Origin of the sequence: Streptomyces cacaoi (assembly GCF_006539165.1) — a bacterium.
Taxonomy (GTDB): domain Bacteria; phylum Actinomycetota; class Actinomycetes; order Streptomycetales; family Streptomycetaceae; genus Streptomyces; species Streptomyces cacaoi.
Genome location: NZ_BJMM01000054.1, coordinates 1 through 17,223, shown reverse-complemented (window position 1 = coordinate 17,223; position 17,223 = coordinate 1). Strand labels below are relative to the sequence as shown.

The following is a 17,223-nucleotide window of genomic DNA, read 5'->3' as shown; positions in this document are numbered from 1 at the left end:
CATAGGCTCTTCCGTACCGCCGCCACGCGCAGTGCGGACGAGGGGGCCGCATACGGGCTGGATGCGCAGCGGGACTTGAACGGCGCGCCCATGGCGGGCCGCCGTCACGCGAGGAGGGCCGCATGACCGTACGGCGCGTAATGGGCATCGAGACGGAGTACGGGATCTCCGTCCCCGGCCACCCCAACGCCAATGCCATGCTCACCTCGTCCCAGGTCGTCAACGCCTATGCGGCAGCGATGCACCGGGCGCGCCGCGCCCGCTGGGACTTCGAGGAGGAGAACCCGCTGCGGGACGCCCGCGGCTTCGATCTCGCACGCGAGGCCGCGGATTCCAGCCAGCTGACGGACGAGGACATCGGCCTGGCCAACGTCATCCTCACCAACGGCGCCCGGCTGTACGTCGACCACGCGCACCCCGAGTACAGCGCCCCGGAGGTCACCAACCCGCGGGACGCGGTGCTGTGGGACAAGGCGGGCGAGCGGGTCATGGCCGAGGCGGCCGAGCGCGCCGCCGATGTGCCCGGCACCCAGCCCATCCATCTGTACAAGAACAACACCGACAACAAGGGCGCCTCGTACGGGACGCACGAGAACTACCTGATGAAGCGGGAGACGCCGTTCTCGGAGATCGTCCGGCATCTGACCCCGTTCTTCGTCTCCCGTCAGGTCGTCTGCGGCGCCGGCCGGGTCGGGCTGGGCCAGGACGGCAGCGAGCACGGGTTCCAGCTCAGCCAGCGCGCCGACTACTTCGAGGTCGAGGTCGGCCTGGAGACGACGCTCAAGCGCCCGCTGATCAACACCCGGGACGAGCCGCACGCGGACGCCGAGAAGTACCGGCGACTGCACGTGATCATCGGCGACGCCAACCTCTCCGAGATCTCCACCTACCTCAAGCTCGGCACCACCTCGCTGGTCCTCTCCATGATCGAGGACGGCTTCATCGCCGTCGACCTCGTGGTGGACCAGCCGGTGCGCACCCTGCACCAGGTCTCGCACGATCCGTCACTGAAGCGACTGATCACGCTGCGCGACGGCCGTACACTCACCGCTGTCCAGTTGCAGATGGAGTACTTCGAGCTGGCACGCAAGTACGTCGAGGAGCGCTGGGGCGCCGACGCGGACGAGCAGACCAGAGACGTCCTGACGCGCTGGGAGGACGTGCTCGGCCGGCTGGAGAGCGACCCCATGAGCCTGAGCGGCGAGCTGGACTGGGTCGCCAAGCGGGAGCTGATGGAGGGCTACCGCCGCCGCGACGAGCTGGGCTGGGACGCCCCGCGGCTGCATCTGGTGGACCTCCAGTACGCCGATGTGCGCCCCGACAAGGGGCTGTACAACCGCCTCGCGAACCGGGGCAAGATGCAGCGCCTGCTCACGGACGAGGAGGTCGACAGGGCCGTCACCCGGCCACCGGAGGACACCCGCGCCTACTTCCGCGGGCGCTGCCTGGAGCAGTACGCGGACGACGTGGCGGCCGCCTCCTGGGACTCGGTGATCTTCGATCTGCCCGGCCGTGACTCCCTGCAACGGGTCCCCACCCTGGAGCCACTGCGCGGTACCCGGAACCACGTCAAGGAGCTGCTGGACCGCTGCCGCACGGCGGAGGAGCTGGTCAGGGTGTTGTCCGGCAACTGAGGAGAGGCGCACGGAAACAAGAACGCGACTGGACGTTCCGGTTTCCGGGAATCAACGGGGTGGCATCCGAGCGTTGTGACAAGTGAAGAGCCGATGTCAGCCCGGGCTTGTAGGGTCTGATCTTGTACGCACGACGTACGTACCGAACCGAGCGGGGTGAGGGTAATGGCGACCAAGGACACCGGCGGCGGACAGCAGAAGGCCACACGTCACACCGAGGAGACCGAGGAGCAGACGCAGGACGCGCAGGCTTCCGAGGACCTCAAGGAGCGCCAGGAGGCGCTGTCGGACGACGTGGACTCGGTACTGGACGAAATCGATGACGTACTCGAAGAGAACGCCGAGGACTTCGTCCGGAGTTTCGTCCAAAAGGGCGGCCAGTAATCCATACATGTGAACGCGGATGGCGTTGTGGTTCTCCCTCGCGCAGCGAGGCGTCTTCGAAAGGGCGGAACCACAGCGCCATCGTCATCCCGGCTCACCGGCCCGTCGGGCGCGCACCGCGGGCGAAAGCGGCCGCGGCATGCTACAGGCCCCGCACGGTAGCGAGTTCGGCGGATCCGGCGGGTCCGGCCCGTTCGGCAACCGCCGCATTCGCCGGAGCATGTGGCTCGCGATCACGGGGCAGGTAGGGTCCGGAGCGTACGTGCTTCAGCTGTCACGCAGCGCTGGGGCAGTTCGAGGACCGGCCGCACGCCAGTCGGCATGCGACCGCCTATGTGGAAGGAAACGTGTGGAAGCCGAAACTCGTAGCACCGGGCGTCTACCTGCTGCCTTCCTGACGCCGGGATCGTCGTCGTTCATGGACTTCCTGTCCGCGCACGCGCCCGATCAGCTGCCCGGCAACAGGGCGCTGCCGCCGGTGGAGGGCGCCGTCCAGGCGCCGCACGGCACGACGATCGTGGCCATCGCCTTCTCCGGCGGGGTGGTGCTCGCAGGAGACCGGCGGGCGACGATGGGCAACGTCATCGCGCAGCGCGACATCGAGAAGGTCTTTCCGGCCGACGAGTTCTCGGCCGTGGGCATCGCCGGCACGGCCGGGCTCGCCACCGAGATGGTGAAGCTCTTCCAGCTCGAACTGGAGCACTTCGAGAAGGTCGAGGGCTCGACGCTCTCCCTGGAGGGCAAGGCGAACCGCCTCTCGACGATGATCCGCAGCAATCTCGGCATGGCCCTCCAGGGGCTGGCCGTCGTCCCGCTGTTCGCCGGGTACGACGTGGAGCGGCGCAAGGGCCGGATCTTCTCCTACGACGTCACGGGCGGGCGTTCGGAGGAGCTGGGCTTCGCCGGCGTCGGCTCCGGCTCGGTGTTCGCGCGTGGCTCGCTCAAGAAGCTCTACCGCGAGGACCTCTCGGAGCAGCAGGCCGCCACGGTGGTCATCCAGGCCCTCTACGATGCCGCGGACGACGACTCGGCCACCGGCGGCCCGGACATGACCCGCCGTATCTACCCGGTCGTCTCGGTGATCACCGAGGACGGTTACCGCAGGCTGGGCGAGGAGGAGGTCTCCGAGCTGGCGCGGGCCGTCTACGAGGGCCGTCTCCAGCTGCCCAACGGGCCGCAGGCCCCTGTCTCCTAAGACGCTCATACGGACAGGAAGGGACGGATAGCCGGTGTCGACGCCGTTCTATGTGTCACCCCAGCAGGCAATGGCCGACCGCGCGGAGTACGCCCGCAAGGGCATCGCACGCGGTCGCAGTGTGGTCGTGTTGCAGTACGCGGACGGCATCGTGTTCGTCGCCGAGAACCCCTCGCGCGCGCTCCACAAGGTCAGCGAGATCTACGACCGGATCGCGTTCGCCGCGGTCGGCAAGTACAACGAGTTCGAGAACCTCCGTATCGGCGGCGTCCGTTACGCGGATCTGCGCGGGTACACCTACGACCGCGAGGACGTGACCGCGCGCGGACTCGCGAACGTCTACGCCCAGACGCTGGGCACCATCTTCTCGGCCAACTCGGAGAAGCCGTACGAGGTGGAGCTGATCGTTGCGGAGGTGGGCGCTGCCCCGGAGGACGACCAGATCTACCGGCTGCCGCACGACGGTTCGATCGTGGACGAGCACGGATCGGTCGCGGTCGGCGGCAACTCGGACCCGATCGGCAGCTACATGGACCAGCGGCACCGCGAGGGCATGTCGCTGGGCGAGGCGCTGCGGCTGGGTGCCGAGGCACTCGGGCGGGACAGCAACGGCAGCGAACGCACGCTGACCGCCGAGCAGTTGGAGGTCGCGGTGCTGGACCGCACGCGTCCGCAGAAGCGCAAGTTCAAGCGCGTCCCGGCCGCCCAGGTGACCCGGCTGCTGGAGGAGGGCTCCTCGTCCTCCGGCTCTTCCTCGGGCTCTTCTTCGGCCGCCTCGGGCGCCGAGGACACCTCCGGAGAGGGCACCGGGGAGGACGGCGAGTCGTAGCCCGTGCCGGCGCCGTGCACCGCCGTCTCAGGGCGTCGGTGGCGGACCCGTCGAAGCACGGGCAAGGAGGGTGACCGGGAGCACCGTCTCCCGGCCGCCCTCCTTTTCGCTCTCCGGGGCCTCCGCGTCGTGCGGGGCGGACGGTGCCGAGGAGGCGGAGGCCGCCGTCGGCGTCGCTGCCGGGGCCGCTGACGGGCCCGACGACCCCGGGCGTTCCGCCAGTTCGGCCAGCAGGGCCCGCATTCCGGCCGCTCCCATGTCCGCGGCGGGCAGTCGCAGTGTCGTCAGCTCCGGCTCCACGGCGCGGGCCAGCGCCAGATCGTCGAAGCCGGTGACCGACACGTCCTCGGGTACGCGCAGCCCGAGCCGGCGTGCGGCCTTGAGCGCGCCGGCGGCCAGCAGATCGTCGTCGCACACCAGAGCCGTGGGCGCGTCGGGGCCCGGCACACCCGCGAGCGCGCGCGTGGCCGCCGCCAGGCCGCCGGGGACGGACAGTTCGCAGCGCTCCGTGCGCACGAGCCGGGCGCCGGATCCGGCCACCGCCCCGGCGAGGGCGCGGGCGCGGACCGCGAACGTCCAGGAGTCCACGGCGGAGGCCACGTGGGCGATGCGGCGGTGGCCCAGCGCCAGCAGATGGCGGGCGACCTGGCGCATGCCGTCCGCGATGTCGAAGTTGACGGTCGCGGTGTCCGAGGCGTCGCTGTCCAGCATCACCAGCGGCAGCCCGCCGGCGCGCAGTTCCGCGAGGGACTCCACGGCCATGGAGGAGGCGATCACGCCGTCCAGCGCCGCCCGTGCGGAGGCGAACGGGTCGCGCGCGGGCGCGATGCCCGTGGGCGAGGGGTAGAGCACCAGGCCGAAACCGTGCGCCGAGGCGACCTCGACGGCGCCCGTGTAGACCCCGGCGAAGAAGTCGTTGGTGAGCGCCGGGACGACGAGCAGCGCCGTGCGGGTGTGCCCGGTGCGCAGGCTGCGTGCGGCCAGATTGGGGCGGTAGCCGAGCGTGCGGGCGGCGGCGCGGACCCGCTCGGCCGTGGGTTCGGCGACGCGTCCGCGCCATTTGTCGCCGAGGACGAGCGAGACCGTGGCCTGCGAGACGCCGGCCGCGTGTGCGACGTCGCGGCTGGTGGGGCGCGGACCCGCCGCGTCCCGCTGTGGCACGGCCACTCTTCCTCCCGGTCGTCGCGCGGAACCCGATGGACTCGCGGTCAGGCACATGGTACGTATGAGCCGCTCGTTATACGTACAACGTGCCCGCGGGAGCGGGGGAGGGGGGTACGCATGGCGTCCGGGTACGGGGAGATCCTGCGGACGCGCCACGCGGCGCGGCTGCTGGTGGGGACGCTGGTGGGCCGGCTGCCGAACGCGGTGGCGCCCATCGCGATCGTGCTGTACGTGCGGGCGGCCGGTGGCTCGTACAGCCTGGCCGGGGCGCTGGCGGCGGTGTACGGCGTGACGAACGCCGTCGGCCAGCCGCTGCTCGGCCGGCTCGTGGACCTGTACGGGCAGCCCCGCGTCCAACTGCCGGGTGCCGTCGTCTCGGCGCTGGCCATGGCGGTGTTCGCGTGCGGCGACCCGGAGGCGGCCGTGCTGCCCTGGGTGTCCGTCGCGCTCGCGGGGCTGACCACACCGCCGCTGGAGGGCGGCCTGCGCGCACTGTGGCCGAGCGTGCTGCGCGAGGAGAAGAGCGTGCACACCGCGTACGCGATGGACGCGGTCGCCCAGGAAGTCATGTTCACCGTCGGCCCGTTGCTCGTCACCGGCAGCGTGGCGCTGTGGTCGGAGCGTGCGGCGCTGCTGCTCGCCAACGGACTGGGCGTGCTGGGCGCGCTGTCGGTGGTGATCTCCGAGCCCTCGCGCCGGTGGCGCTCCCAGGAGCGCGAGGCGCACTGGCTCGGAGCCCTGCGCTCGCCGGGGCTGCTCGCGCTGCTGGGCGCCTATCTGTGCGTGGGCGCGGCGATCGGCTCCATCAACGTCGCCGGTGTCTCCTACGCCGACGGCCACGGCGGCGAGACGGCGTACGGCTGGCTGCTCGCCGGGCTGGGGCTCGGCGGCCTCGTCGGCGGGACCGTGTACGGGGCGCGGCAGTGGACGGGGACGCCGGAGCGGCGGCTGACCGTGCTCGTGGCGCTCCTCGCCGTCTGCTACGTCCCGCTGCTGCTGAGGCCCGGAGCCGTCGCCATGACCGGACTGGCGGCCGTGGCAGGGCTGTTCCTCGCGCCCTCGCTGGCGTGCGCGTTCGTCGTCGTGGACCGGCACGCGCCGCGCGGCACGGTGACGGAGGCGTTCTCCTGGCTCGTCACCACCTTCATGGTGGGCTCCTCGCTGGGAACGGCCGTCGCGGGCCCGGTCGTCGAGCGGGGCGGCACGGCGTGGGGCTTCGCGCTGCCGGGGCTCGCGGGCGCCTGCGCGCTGCTCGTGCTGCTGCTCGCCGCGCCCGCGCTCAGGCCCCCGGACGCGGCGGTCGCCGGGGGCCTCACCGCAGGTCCCGGCGGTGTGTCAACCCCCGCCGAAGGTGCCGAAAACGATCGGAACGGTGCCGCCGAACCCGGTTTCAGATCAGGCCATCGGGCGTAATGTTCAGTCATGGACCGCCGAATCTTCGGGCTGGAGAACGAGTACGGCGTCACATGCACGTTCCGGGGACAGCGCCGTCTGTCCCCCGACGAAGTGGCGCGGTACCTCTTCCGCCGTGTTGTGTCATGGGGCCGCAGCAGCAACGTCTTTCTGCGGAACGGCGCGCGCCTGTACCTGGACGTGGGTTCGCACCCGGAATACGCCACTCCGGAGTGCGACAGCGTGACCGAACTGGTCACCCACGACAAGTCCGGTGAGCGCATCCTCGAAGGTCTTCTCGTCGACGCCGAACGCCGCCTGCACGAGGAGGGCATCGCGGGCGACGTCTATCTCTTCAAGAACAACACCGACTCGGCGGGCAACTCCTACGGCTGCCACGAGAACTATCTCGTGGCCCGGCACGGGGAGTTCTCGCGGCTGGCCGATGTGCTCATCCCGTTCCTGGTGACGCGGCAGCTGGTGTGCGGCGCCGGCAAGGTGCTCCAGACGCCGCGCGGCGCCGTCTACTGCGTCAGCCAGCGCGCCGAGCACATCTGGGAGGGCGTCAGCTCGGCGACGACCCGCTCCCGCCCGATCATCAACACCCGCGACGAGCCGCACGCCGACGCCGAGCGCTACCGCCGGCTGCACGTCATCGTCGGCGACTCCAACATGTCCGAGACGACCATGCTGCTCAAGGTCGGCGCCACCGACCTGGTGCTGCGCATGATCGAGGCGGGCACCGTGATGCGGGACCTCACGCTGGAGAACCCGATCCGGGCCATCCGGGAGGTCAGCCACGACACCACGGGCCGGCGCAAGGTGCGGCTGGCCAGCGGCCGTGAGGCGTCCGCGCTGGAGGTGCAGCAGGAGTACTTCGACAAGGCCCTGGACTTCTGCGACCGCCGCGGCATCCGCACGGGCCGGGTCGAGCAGGTGCTGGAGCTGTGGGGGCGCTCGCTGGAGGCCATCCGCACCCAGGAGCTGGACAGGATCAACACCGAGATCGACTGGGTGATGAAGTACCAGCTCATCGAGCGGTACCGGAACAAGAACAACATCACCATGTCGCACCCGCGCATCGCGCAGATAGACCTCGCCTACCACGACATCCACCGGCGCCGTGGGCTGTACTACCTGCTGGAGCGCGGCGGCAGGGCGGCCCGGATCTGCAACGACCTGAAGATCTTCGAGGGCAAGTCGATCCCCCCGCAGACCACGCGCGCGAGGCTGCGCGGGGACTTCATCCGCCGGGCCCAGGAGCAGCGCAGGGACTTCACCGTCGACTGGGTGCATCTGAAGCTCAACGACCAGGCGCAGCGCACGGTGCTGTGCAAGGACCCCTTCCGCTCGGTCGACGAACGCGTGGAGAAGCTCATCGCGGGCATGTGAGCCTCAGCGCGCTCCGGCGGCGCACTACCCGCCGCACACGGTGTGACGGCGCGGGGACACCACGGGACGGGACGGTCCCGGGGCCCCGCGCCGTTCCGCGTCAAGCACATGTTGACGCGTGGCGGGGTCCTTACGTGTCGTGGGTGGCCAGGGTGCCGGGAGGTGGCCGTAGGCTGTCAGAACTGCCCGGACACCCCCTCAAAACAACGAGTGGACACATGTTGCAACTCCCCGGGGACTCGACCCCTCGCACCCCCCACACCTCCTCCCGCTTCTCCCGCAAGGCCCTGCGGCGCACCGCCGCCGCCGTCGCCGTGCCGCTGCTGATCGCGTCGGCCGCCGCCTGCGGTTCCGACGACGGCTCCGACGACGCCAAGGGCGCGCCTCCCGGCGTCAGCGGGTCGCTGGACAAGCAGCCGAAGATCGAGAAGGGCGAGGGCGACCCGCCCAAGGACCTCAAGGTCAAGGTCCTCAAGGAGGGCGACGGGCAGAAGGTCAAGAAGGGTGACGCGCTGAACGCGCACTACGTCGGCCAGCTGTGGAACGGCAAGGAGTTCGACAACAGCTGGAAGCGCAAGCAGCCGGCCACCTTCCAGCTCGGCACCGGCAAGGTCATCAAGGGCTGGGACGAGGCCCTGGTGGGCAAGAAGCTCGGCAGCCGTGTCGAGATCGTCGCCCCGCCGGACCTGGCGTACGGCAAGCAGGGCCAGCCGCCGACGATCCCGGGGGACTCGACCCTGGTCTTCGTCGTGGACCTGAAGAAGATCATGCCGAGCACGATCGACGGCAAGCCCACGGACAAGCCGCAGAACCCCGACCTGCCGAAGGTCTCCACCAAGATCGAGAAGAACAAGGCGCCCTCCATCGAGATGCCCAAGGGCAAGGAGGAGGCGCCGGACGACCTGATCAGCGAGACGATCATCGAGGGTGACGGCAAGGAGGTCACCGACAAGACCAAGTCGGTCACCGCCAACTTCACCGCGAAGCTGTGGAAGGGCGGCAAGCAGCTGGACGACACCTGGGCACAGGGCGGGGCTCCGCAGGAGATCCCGGTGGCCCAGATCCCGGGCTGGAAGGACGGGCTGAAGGGCGCCAAGGCCGGCAGCCGCGTGGTGATGTCGGTGCCGAAGAGCGAGTTCCCGAAGCAGCAGCGCGACCGCTTCAAGTCCGGGGTCGTCTTCTCGGTGGACGTCGTCGACGTGAAGTGATCGCTTCCGTGACAGACTGGCGCGGTTGTCCTTCAGATTCTTCCGTAGGAGCAGTTTCGTGAGCATCGACAAGCCCGAGGTCGACTTCCCCGAGGGCGAGCCGCCGGCCGACCTCGAGATCCAGGACCTGTGGGAGGGGGACGGCCCCGAGGCGAAGGCCGGGGACAACGTCTCCGTCCACTACGTGGGAGTCTCCTTCTCCACCGGTGAGGAGTTCGACGCGAGCTGGAACCGGGGCAAGCCGCTCCAGTTCCAGCTCGGCGCCGGCCAGGTCATCGACGGCTGGGACCGCGGTGTCCAGGGCATGAAGGTCGGCGGGCGCCGTCGGCTGACCATCCCCGCGCACCTCGCCTACGGTGAGCGCGGCGCGGGCGGCGGACGGATCAAGCCGAACGAGACGCTGATCTTCGTCTGCGATCTCGTCGCCGTCTGACACGCAGGGACGTCCTTCGGCCGGGAGCCCCGCCCAGCGGCGGGGCTCCCGGCTTTTGCGGTTCGTCGCCGTGGCGGTACGGTCGACTGCCGGCTGCACCGTGGGGGGAGGCTCCCGGGGCCCCGGCCGGGACAAGCAGGAGAGAGGGCAAGAGGGTACCCATGGCGATTGCCAAGGCCGAGCGGCTGATGAATCTGGCGCTGTGCCTGCTGGGGGCCCGGCGCCCGCTGACCAAGCGTGAGCTGCGCCAGTCCATCGAGGCGTACGTCGAGGCGTTCGGCCAGGGCGAGCACGAAGAGTCCTTCAACCGGATGTTCGAGCGGGACAAGGACGATCTGCGCGAGCTGGGGCTCGTCATCGACACGGTCGAGAATCTCGACGGCGAGGTCGCCTATGTCGCCCGCCGGGACAGCAACCGGCTGCCGCCGATCACGCTGGACGCGGCCGAGGCCACCGCGCTGGGCCTGGCGGCCAGGGTCTGGCAGCAGGCACGGCTCGCCTCGGCGGCCAGCGGCGCCCTCCAGAAACTGCACGCCGCCGGGGGCATGCCGGGTGTGACGGTGCCGGAGCAGCGCACGGAGGGCCGGCTGAGCACGCTGGAGCCCCATATCCCGGCGCGGGAGGCGGCGTTCGAGCCGCTGATGCTCGCCTGCCGCGACCGTCGGCTCGTCGTCTTCGAGTACCGCAAGTCGAACGCCGCCCGCTCCGAGCGCCGCCAGGTCGAACCGTGGACGCTGGAGTGCTGGCGCGGCCACTGGTACCTGGCCGGCTGGGACCGCGACCGGAAGGCCGAGCGGGTCTTCCGGCTCTCGCGCATCACCTCGGCCGTGCGCTCGCGCGCGGGAGCCTTCACCGCGCCGGTACCCGATCAGGTGACGGTCCGCGAGACCGTCGAGCGCTGGGCCGGGGAGAGCGCCACCGCCACGGCCCGTATCAAGCTGCGCAGCGGGGCCGGCTATCCGCTGCGGGCCCGGGCGCTCTCGGTGTGCGAACGGGGCGACGGCTGGGACGAGTTGGAGATCCCGTACGGGCACGGGCTGGACGCCTGGCTGGTCGAGTTCGGCCCGGACGTGGTCGTGCTGGGGCCGGACGAGCTGCGTGCCGATGTCGTCGACCGGCTGCGTGCCGTGGCCCAGGGCTGAGGGGAGAAGCGACGCATGGCAGCCAACGCCATCGACCAGACCCGCAGGATGCTCTCGCTGGTCACCTATCTGAAGGACCGGCCGGGCGCCCGGGTCGAGGAGGTCGCCCGTGCCTTCGGCATCAGCGCGGACGAGCTGATCTCCGATCTGAACGTGCTGCCGATGTGCGGGACGAGCTTCCGCGGCGGCGATCTGCTGGAGATCGACACCGACGGCGAGCGCATCTGGTGGCGGAACGCCGAGACCCTCGGCAGCGACACCGCGCAGCCGCTGCGGCTGGCGGCCGACGAGGCCACGGCGCTGCTGGTGGCGGCGCGCGCCGTCGCGACGCTGCCGGGCCTGCGCGAGAGCGACAGGGACGCGCTCCAGCGGGCCACGGCCAAGCTGGAGACGGCGGCCGGGGAGAACGCCGGCGCCAGCGCCCGGCTCTCGGTGACGTTCGAGTCCGAGGGCGGCGTCTTCGCCGACGTCGACCGGGCGATCGCCGAGCGGCGCCGGCTGTGGCTGCGGTACTACTCGCCGGCCCGGGACGAGCTGACCGAACGCGAGGTCGACCCGATCCGGCTGTTCGCCGTGGGTCACACGTACGTGGAGGCGTGGTGCCATCTGTCCGAGGCACGGCGCACCTTCCGGCTGGACCGTGTCGCCGAGATCAAGCTGCTGGACGAGCGCGCCGACCCGCCGGCGATCGAGCCGCGCGATCTGAGCGCCGGCCTGGTCCAGCCCGCCGCCGGTGACCCGGAGGTCGTCGTCGAGGTCGGGCCCGGTGGGCGCTGGGTCGCGGAGTACTACCCGCACGACAGCGCGGAGGAGCTGTCCGACGGCGGGCTGCGCATCACCCTGCGGACGCCGGAGCCCGCCTCGCTGCGCCGGCTGGCCCTGCGGCTGGGCCGGGACGGGCGCATCACGGCGCCGGTGGAGCTGGCGGAGAGCGCACGGGACGCCGCACGCAAGGCCCTTGCCGCTTACGGGGAGTGAGCGCTTCCGCCGGTGTCCTCGCCGGGTCCGGCCGGGGCGGCGCGGCGGGCCCGGTGAGGTCCGCCCGGCCGGGGTGACCGGGGAGCGCCCGGTCCGGCCGGTCCGCTCTTCGCGCGCGGGCCCGGGGGCAGGGGCGGGGCCCGGCAGGCACTAGGCTTCCCCCATGCTCTGGCCGATGGTGTTCTTGGCGCTCGCCTTCTGCGGGATCGCCGTGCTCGGGGTGCTCGCCGTACGCGTCGGGCTCGAAGTGCGCCGTTTCTCACGCGCGGTGGGGGACGGTTCGGAGCGGATCACCAAGGCGGCCGAGAACCTGGAGCGTGCGGCGCTCCCGCTGGCGGCGCGGGCCTCGCGGGGAGCGGGCTCCGGCGAGACGCAAGACCCTTACGAGACATAGCGCCACCGCGGGCGGGGCCGCCGGGCTCCGACGGGTGGTGGCAGGCGGTCTCCTGGTCCGGATGTTCCGGGGGTACGCTGTTTTGCGAACTCGATGCCGCGTCGGCGACGGCTGGAGCCGCAATCGGACGGATGCACGGGGATTGCCCGGTGTTCACTCCGCAGGGTTACGATCGCTGCCAGCACGTCAGCGCGGCGCAGCCAGTCCGCAACACAGGCAGGCAAGGACACACGTCCCCCGGCGAGAAGGTAGTGGCACATGATCGGCAATCTGAAGCCCCTGGAGATCGTACTGATCATCCTGGTCATCCTGCTGCTGTTCGGCGCCAAGAAGCTTCCGGACATGGCCCGTTCGCTCGGCAAGTCGGCCCGCATCCTCAAGAGCGAGGCCAAGCAGATGAAGAAGGAGGGCGGCTCCGGCGCGGAGAGCGAGACGGACGCCGCCAAGTCCGGCGACGCCCAGCAGTCCGCCCGCACGATCCAGGCCGCCCCCGGCGATGTGTCCACGTCCCGGCCCGTGACCGAGCCGAACCAGCAGAAGAGCTGATCCACCCAGCTCCTGTACGGCCGGTCCGGGACCGTCTCCCGACGGCCGGACGGCGCGCGTGCCGCAGCCGTCAGCCGTATCCGACACTTCGAGACTGAGGACGAGGGTTGCTCAAGTCGGCCCGCAACCAGGGCAAGCCGCGGAAGGACCCGGAAGGGCGGATGCCCCTTGCGGAGCACCTGCGGGAGTTGCGCAATCGCTTGATGAAGTCGGTGCTGGCGGTGCTCGTCGTCACCGTCGTGGCGATGATCTACTACAAGCAGATCGCCGACTTCCTGATGAACCCCGTCCGGGAATCGGTCGGGTGCACCAAGGGTTTCGGTGAGGCCGCCAAGGAAGGCGAGACCTGCGCCGAGATCACCATCAACGGCCTGATCGCGCCCTTCACGATCATGCTCAAGGTGTCGTTGACCGCGGGCGTCGTCATCGCCTCGCCGGTCTGGCTCTACCAGCTGTGGGGTTTCCTCGCCCCCGGTCTGCACAGGCACGAGAAGAGGTACGCGCGCTCCTTCGTCGGGTTCGGTGTGCCGCTCTTCGTCGCGGGTGCCTGCCTGGCGTACGTGATCCTGCCCGCCGCCGCGAAGACGCTGCTGGACTTCAGCCCGGAGGGCGCGGGCAACCTCATCCCGCTCGACGACTTCCTGGACATCATCACCCGGCTCGTCGTGGTCTTCGGGCTCGCCTTCGAACTGCCGCTGCTGCTCGTGCTGCTCAACCTCGGCGGCATCCTGTCCGGCAAGCGCATGCTGGGCTGGTGGCGGGTGATGGTGCTCTGCATCACGATCTTCTCCGCCGTCGCCACCCCGACCGGTGACCCGCTCACGATGTGCGCGCTGGCCGCGCCGATCGTCGTCCTCTACTTCGGGGCCGTCGGCATCGCCCTGTTCAACGACCGCAGGCGGCGGCGTGCCGATCCCTACGGGGAGCTGAGCGACGACGAGGCGTCCTCGCTCGACCACACGCCGGAGTCCGTCGGCGCCCCCGACGCCGTGCCGTCCCCGCGCTCCGACGACGACGGTGACGAGCCGCGGCGGATGAACGGGTACGACGACGCCACCTGAGCGGCGGCGAGCGTCCGTTCCGCTCGCCGTACGCCGCCGTCCGATCGTCGTTGACCTCGGTTGACCTGGGCTTTTGTGTCATGTGCCGGTAAAGATCGTGAGCGGTGACGGTGCGGGCCGGTACGCTCGGAGACACGATGACCGACGACCTGTCCCCGGCCGAGCGGTATGCGGCGGCTCGCAAGCGTGCCGCTGAGCAGGCCACCGCTCTCGCCCCGTTCCGTGACCTGTACGACTTCGCTCTGGACGCGTTCCAGATCGAGGCGTGCCAAGCCCTCGAAGCAGGAAAGGGAGTGCTGGTCGCGGCGCCGACCGGCTCCGGCAAGACCATCGTGGGCGAGTTCGCCGTCCACCTCGCGCTCGAACAAGGGCGCAAATGCTTCTACACCACGCCCATCAAGGCGCTGTCGAACCAGAAGTACAGCGACCTGGTGAAGCGGTACGGCGCTGCCAAGGTCGGCCTGCTGACCGGGGACAACAGCGTCAACTCCGAGGCCCCGATCGTCGTGATGACGACCGAGGTGCTGCGGAACATGCTCTACGCGGGCTCGAAGTCCCTGCTCGGCCTCGGCTATGTCGTCATGGACGAGGTGCACTACCTCTCCGACCGCTTCCGCGGGGCCGTCTGGGAAGAGGTGATCATTCATCTGCCGGAGTCCGTGGCGCTGGTCTCGCTCTCCGCGACGGTCTCCAACGCGGAGGAGTTCGGCGACTGGCTGGACACCGTGCGCGGGGACACCGAGGTGATCGTCTCCGAGCACCGGCCGGTGCCGCTGTGGCAGCACGTGCTGGTCGGCCGGCGGATGTACGACCTGTTCGAGGAGTCAGGGGAGAAGCGCGAGGTCAACCCCGATCTGGAGCGGGTCGCCCGGATGGAGAACAGCCGGGTGCGGCCCGCCGACCGGCGGCGCGGCCGTCCGCAGCGGGCGGCCGACCGCGAGCGGGAGCGGCGGCAGCGGGCGCGGGTGTGGACGCCGAGCCGCGCCGAGGTCATCGACCGGCTGGACTCCGAGGGCCTGCTGCCGGCGATCACCTTCATCTTCAGCAGGGCGGGCTGCGAGGCGGCCGTCCAGCAGTGCCTGTACTCGGGGCTGCGGCTCAACGACGCCGCGGCGCGGGCGCGGGTGCGCGAGATCGTCGAGGAGCGCACGGCCGACATCCCGGACCGCGATCTCCATGTGCTCGGTTACTTCGAGTGGCTGGAGGGCCTGGAGCGCGGCATCGCGGCGCACCACGCGGGGATGCTGCCGACGTTCAAGGAGATCGTCGAGGAACTCTTTGTGAAGGGCCTGGTCAAGGCCGTCTTCGCCACGGAGACGCTCGCGCTGGGCATCAATATGCCGGCGCGCTCCGTCGTGCTGGAGAAGCTCGTCAAGTGGAACGGCGAGCAGCATGTGGACATCACGCCGGGTGAGTACACCCAGCTCACCGGGCGGGCCGGGCGGCGCGGTATCGACATCGAGGGCCACGCGGTCGTGCTGTGGCAGCGCGGGATGGATCCGGGGGCGCTCGCGGGGCTGGCCGGAGCGCGTACGTATCCGCTGCGCTCCTCGTTCAAGCCGTCCTACAACATGGCGGTCAACCTCGTCTCGCAGTTCGGCCGGCACCGTTCGCGGGAGCTGCTGGAGACGTCGTTCGCACAGTTCCAGGCGGACCGCTCGATCGTCGGCATCTCGCGGCAGGTGCAGCGCAACGAGGAGGGCCTGGAGGGGTACCGCGCCTCCATGACGTGCCACCTGGGCGATTTCGAGGAGTACGCGCGGCTGCGCCGGGAGCTGAAGGACCGGGAGACGGAGCTGGCCAAGCAGGGCGCGGCACAGCGCCGGGCGCAGGCGGCCGCCGCGCTGGAGAAGCTGCGTCCCGGCGATGTGATCCATGTGCCCACGGGCAAGTTCGCGGGCCTGGCGCTGATCCTGGATCCGGGGGCGAGCCCGTCGCGCGGCGGCCCCGGCAACCGCAGGGGCCACGACAGGTTCAGCGAGCCGGAGGGGCCGCGTCCGCTGGTGCTGACGGCGCAGCGGCAGGTCAAGCGGCTGAGCGCGATGGACTTCCCGGTGCCCGTCGAGCCGCTGGAGCGGATGCGCATCCCGAAGTCCTTCAACGCGCGCAGCCCGCAGTCCCGGCGTGATCTGGCGTCCGCGCTGCGGACCAAGGCCGGGCACCTCACGCCGCCCCGGCACCGCAAGCAGCGGTCGGCGGCGGCGGACGACACCGAGATCGCGCGGCTGCGTGCCGAGATCCGCCGCCACCCGTGCCACGGCTGCGACCAGCGGGAGGACCACGCACGCTGGGCCGAGCGCTATCAGCGGCTCAAGCGGGACACCCGGCAGCTGGAGCGCCGGATCGAGGGGCGGACCAACACCATCGCGCGCACCTTCGACCGCGTCTACCGGCTGCTGTCGGAGCTGGGCTATCTGGAGGGCGACGAGATCACCGAGGACGGGCGGCTGCTCGCCCGGCTCTACGGCGAGCTGGATCTGCTGGCCGCCGAGTGTCTGCGGGACGGCGTCTGGGAGGGGCTGCCGCCGGCCGAACTCGCGGCCTGTGTCTCGGCGTTGGTGTACGAGGCACGCAGCAACGACGAGGCGCTGCCGCCCAAGCTGCCGGGCGGCAGGGCGCACACCGCGCTCGGCGAGATGGTGCGTATCTGGGGCCGATTGGACGCCCTGGAGGAGGACTTCGGGATCGCCGCGACGGAGGGCGTGGGCCAGCGCGAGCCGGATCCGGGCTTCTCGTGGGCCGCGTACCGCTGGGCGGAGGGCCATCCGCTGGACGAGGTGCTGCGCGAGGCGGACATGCCCGCGGGGGACTTCGTGCGCTGGTGCAAGCAGGTCATCGACGTCCTGGGGCAGTTGGCGGCAGCGGCGCCGCCGGCCGGCACGGTGCCGAAGAACGCGCGGAAGGCCGTGGACGCCATGCTGCGCGGTGTCGTCGCGTACACCAGCGTGGCCTGAGCGGGCGGCGCGGCCCTACGCCAGTGTGGCGTGAGCGGGTGGTGCGGCCGTGACCTGAACGGCTCGGTGGCGCGCGGCGGGGCCCACCGTGCCCCGGCGGCCCAGCCTGGGGACCGGGTGCCGGGGTGCGCGCTATCGGGCCCGGAGGCGCCGGGTGACGGTCGCGTGCGTCCGGGGCGGCTGCCGGGTGCCCGTGTCCGCGCGGTCGGCCCCGTGGGTGTGCTCGGGGCGTGCGCGTCCGGGCGCTGAACTTCCCCCCGCGCGCCCGGTGTTGACGGCGGCTCGCGGTGGCGGGATGTTCAGGCGTACGTCGGCTGCCGGGCACCCGGGCGTGGTGCGGGCCCGGCAGCGTCGGTCCGGACCGGGTGCGGTCGGCGTGCCCGGGGCAGTCCGCTGGGGGTCGATGTGCGTACCGGAGCTGGAGGAGTGCCGCGCCGCCGAGCCGTGGTGGTCGCCGCCGTGGCCGCGGTGCTGGCGGCGGTGGCCGTCCCGGCGGGGCCCGCCGGTGCGACGGGGG

Annotated in this window: 15 protein-coding genes; 14 read left to right on the top strand and 1 reads right to left on the bottom strand. The window is 71.1% G+C overall.

Annotation, left to right across the window (positions count from 1 at the left end; all coding sequences use genetic code 11):
* Positions 1-122: 122 nt before the first annotated feature.
* The 4 genes from dop (at position 123) to prcA (ending at position 4,042) form a co-directional block, all read left to right on the top strand.
* A complete protein-coding gene (gene dop, locus SCA03_RS30115) occupies positions 123-1,634 on the top strand; it encodes a depupylase/deamidase Dop (protein WP_078873482.1) in 1,512 nt (503 codons plus the stop codon).
* Positions 1,635-1,799: 165 nt separating this feature from the next.
* Positions 1,800-2,018: a ubiquitin-like protein Pup gene (locus SCA03_RS30110; RefSeq protein WP_030884171.1), complete on the top strand. Its 219-nt coding sequence runs from the start codon at positions 1,800-1,802 to the stop codon at positions 2,016-2,018.
* A gap of 349 nt (positions 2,019-2,367) precedes the next feature.
* Positions 2,368-3,213 (top strand): proteasome subunit beta, encoded by an 846-nt coding sequence (prcB, locus tag SCA03_RS30105; RefSeq protein ID WP_030884169.1) that lies wholly within the window; start codon positions 2,368-2,370, stop codon positions 3,211-3,213.
* A gap of 34 nt (positions 3,214-3,247) precedes the next feature.
* Entirely contained in the window at positions 3,248-4,042 is a 795-nt protein-coding gene (prcA, locus tag SCA03_RS30100) for a proteasome subunit alpha (RefSeq protein WP_030894692.1), read from the top strand.
* 27 nt (positions 4,043-4,069) lie between these two features.
* Here prcA and SCA03_RS30095 read toward each other — a convergent pair whose 3' ends face one another.
* Positions 4,070-5,260: a LacI family DNA-binding transcriptional regulator gene (locus tag SCA03_RS30095; protein WP_086817619.1), complete on the bottom strand. Its 1,191-nt coding sequence runs from the start codon at positions 5,258-5,260 to the stop codon at positions 4,070-4,072.
* 63 nt (positions 5,261-5,323) lie between these two features.
* Here SCA03_RS30095 and SCA03_RS30090 point away from each other — a divergent pair, with 63 nt between their 5' ends.
* The 10 genes from SCA03_RS30090 (at position 5,324) to SCA03_RS30045 (ending at position 16,706) form a co-directional block, all read left to right on the top strand.
* Positions 5,324-6,619, top strand: coding sequence for an MFS transporter (locus SCA03_RS30090; RefSeq protein ID WP_030884160.1), 1,296 nt, complete (start codon positions 5,324-5,326; stop codon positions 6,617-6,619).
* Positions 6,620-6,628: 9 nt separating this feature from the next.
* A complete protein-coding gene (gene pafA, locus SCA03_RS30085; RefSeq protein WP_030884156.1) occupies positions 6,629-7,990 on the top strand; it encodes a Pup--protein ligase in 1,362 nt (453 codons plus the stop codon).
* A gap of 218 nt (positions 7,991-8,208) precedes the next feature.
* Complete coding sequence (locus SCA03_RS30080) at positions 8,209-9,198, top strand: FKBP-type peptidyl-prolyl cis-trans isomerase (protein WP_051846974.1); 990 nt, start codon at positions 8,209-8,211, stop codon at positions 9,196-9,198.
* Positions 9,199-9,256: 58 nt separating this feature from the next.
* Positions 9,257-9,631, top strand: a complete 375-nt coding sequence (locus SCA03_RS30075) for an FKBP-type peptidyl-prolyl cis-trans isomerase (protein WP_030884151.1) — start codon at positions 9,257-9,259, stop codon at positions 9,629-9,631.
* Positions 9,632-9,792: 161 nt separating this feature from the next.
* Positions 9,793-10,773, top strand: coding sequence for a helix-turn-helix transcriptional regulator (locus SCA03_RS30070; protein ID WP_030884148.1), 981 nt, complete (start codon positions 9,793-9,795; stop codon positions 10,771-10,773).
* A gap of 15 nt (positions 10,774-10,788) precedes the next feature.
* A complete protein-coding gene (locus SCA03_RS30065; RefSeq protein ID WP_086817621.1) occupies positions 10,789-11,751 on the top strand; it encodes a helix-turn-helix transcriptional regulator in 963 nt (320 codons plus the stop codon).
* 163 nt (positions 11,752-11,914) lie between these two features.
* On the top strand, positions 11,915-12,145 hold the full coding sequence (locus SCA03_RS30060; RefSeq protein WP_030884143.1) for a hypothetical protein: 231 nt from the start codon (positions 11,915-11,917) through the stop codon (positions 12,143-12,145).
* Positions 12,146-12,403: 258 nt separating this feature from the next.
* The gene (gene tatA, locus SCA03_RS30055; RefSeq protein WP_030884139.1) at positions 12,404-12,691 is read left to right on the top strand and encodes a Sec-independent protein translocase subunit TatA; all 288 of its coding nucleotides are present in this window, start codon (positions 12,404-12,406) and stop codon (positions 12,689-12,691) included.
* A 107-nt stretch (positions 12,692-12,798) separates the two neighbouring features.
* Positions 12,799-13,752 (top strand): twin-arginine translocase subunit TatC, encoded by a 954-nt coding sequence (gene tatC / locus SCA03_RS30050; protein ID WP_030884136.1) that lies wholly within the window; start codon positions 12,799-12,801, stop codon positions 13,750-13,752.
* Between the two features lie 137 nt (positions 13,753-13,889).
* On the top strand, positions 13,890-16,706 hold the full coding sequence (locus SCA03_RS30045; protein ID WP_030884133.1) for a DEAD/DEAH box helicase: 2,817 nt from the start codon (positions 13,890-13,892) through the stop codon (positions 16,704-16,706).
* Positions 16,707-17,223: the final 517 nt, after the last annotated feature.

Excerpts from the sequence above, each read along its gene's own strand:
- dop (WP_078873482.1), top strand. The coding sequence starts at position 123 with ATGACCGTACGGCGCGTAATGGGCATCGAGACGGAGTACGGGATCTCC.
- SCA03_RS30110 (WP_030884171.1), top strand. The coding sequence starts at position 1,800 with ATGGCGACCAAGGACACCGGCGGCGGACAGCAGAAGGCCACACGTCAC.
- SCA03_RS30095 (WP_086817619.1), bottom strand. The coding sequence starts at position 5,260 with ATGTGCCTGACCGCGAGTCCATCGGGTTCCGCGCGACGACCGGGAGGA.
- SCA03_RS30090 (WP_030884160.1), top strand. The coding sequence starts at position 5,324 with ATGGCGTCCGGGTACGGGGAGATCCTGCGGACGCGCCACGCGGCGCGG.
- pafA (WP_030884156.1), top strand. The coding sequence starts at position 6,629 with ATGGACCGCCGAATCTTCGGGCTGGAGAACGAGTACGGCGTCACATGC.
- SCA03_RS30080 (WP_051846974.1), top strand. The coding sequence starts at position 8,209 with ATGTTGCAACTCCCCGGGGACTCGACCCCTCGCACCCCCCACACCTCC.
- SCA03_RS30070 (WP_030884148.1), top strand. The coding sequence starts at position 9,793 with ATGGCGATTGCCAAGGCCGAGCGGCTGATGAATCTGGCGCTGTGCCTG.
- SCA03_RS30065 (WP_086817621.1), top strand. The coding sequence starts at position 10,789 with ATGGCAGCCAACGCCATCGACCAGACCCGCAGGATGCTCTCGCTGGTC.
- SCA03_RS30060 (WP_030884143.1), top strand. The coding sequence starts at position 11,915 with ATGCTCTGGCCGATGGTGTTCTTGGCGCTCGCCTTCTGCGGGATCGCC.
- tatA (WP_030884139.1), top strand. The coding sequence starts at position 12,404 with ATGATCGGCAATCTGAAGCCCCTGGAGATCGTACTGATCATCCTGGTC.
- SCA03_RS30045 (WP_030884133.1), top strand. The coding sequence starts at position 13,890 with ATGACCGACGACCTGTCCCCGGCCGAGCGGTATGCGGCGGCTCGCAAG.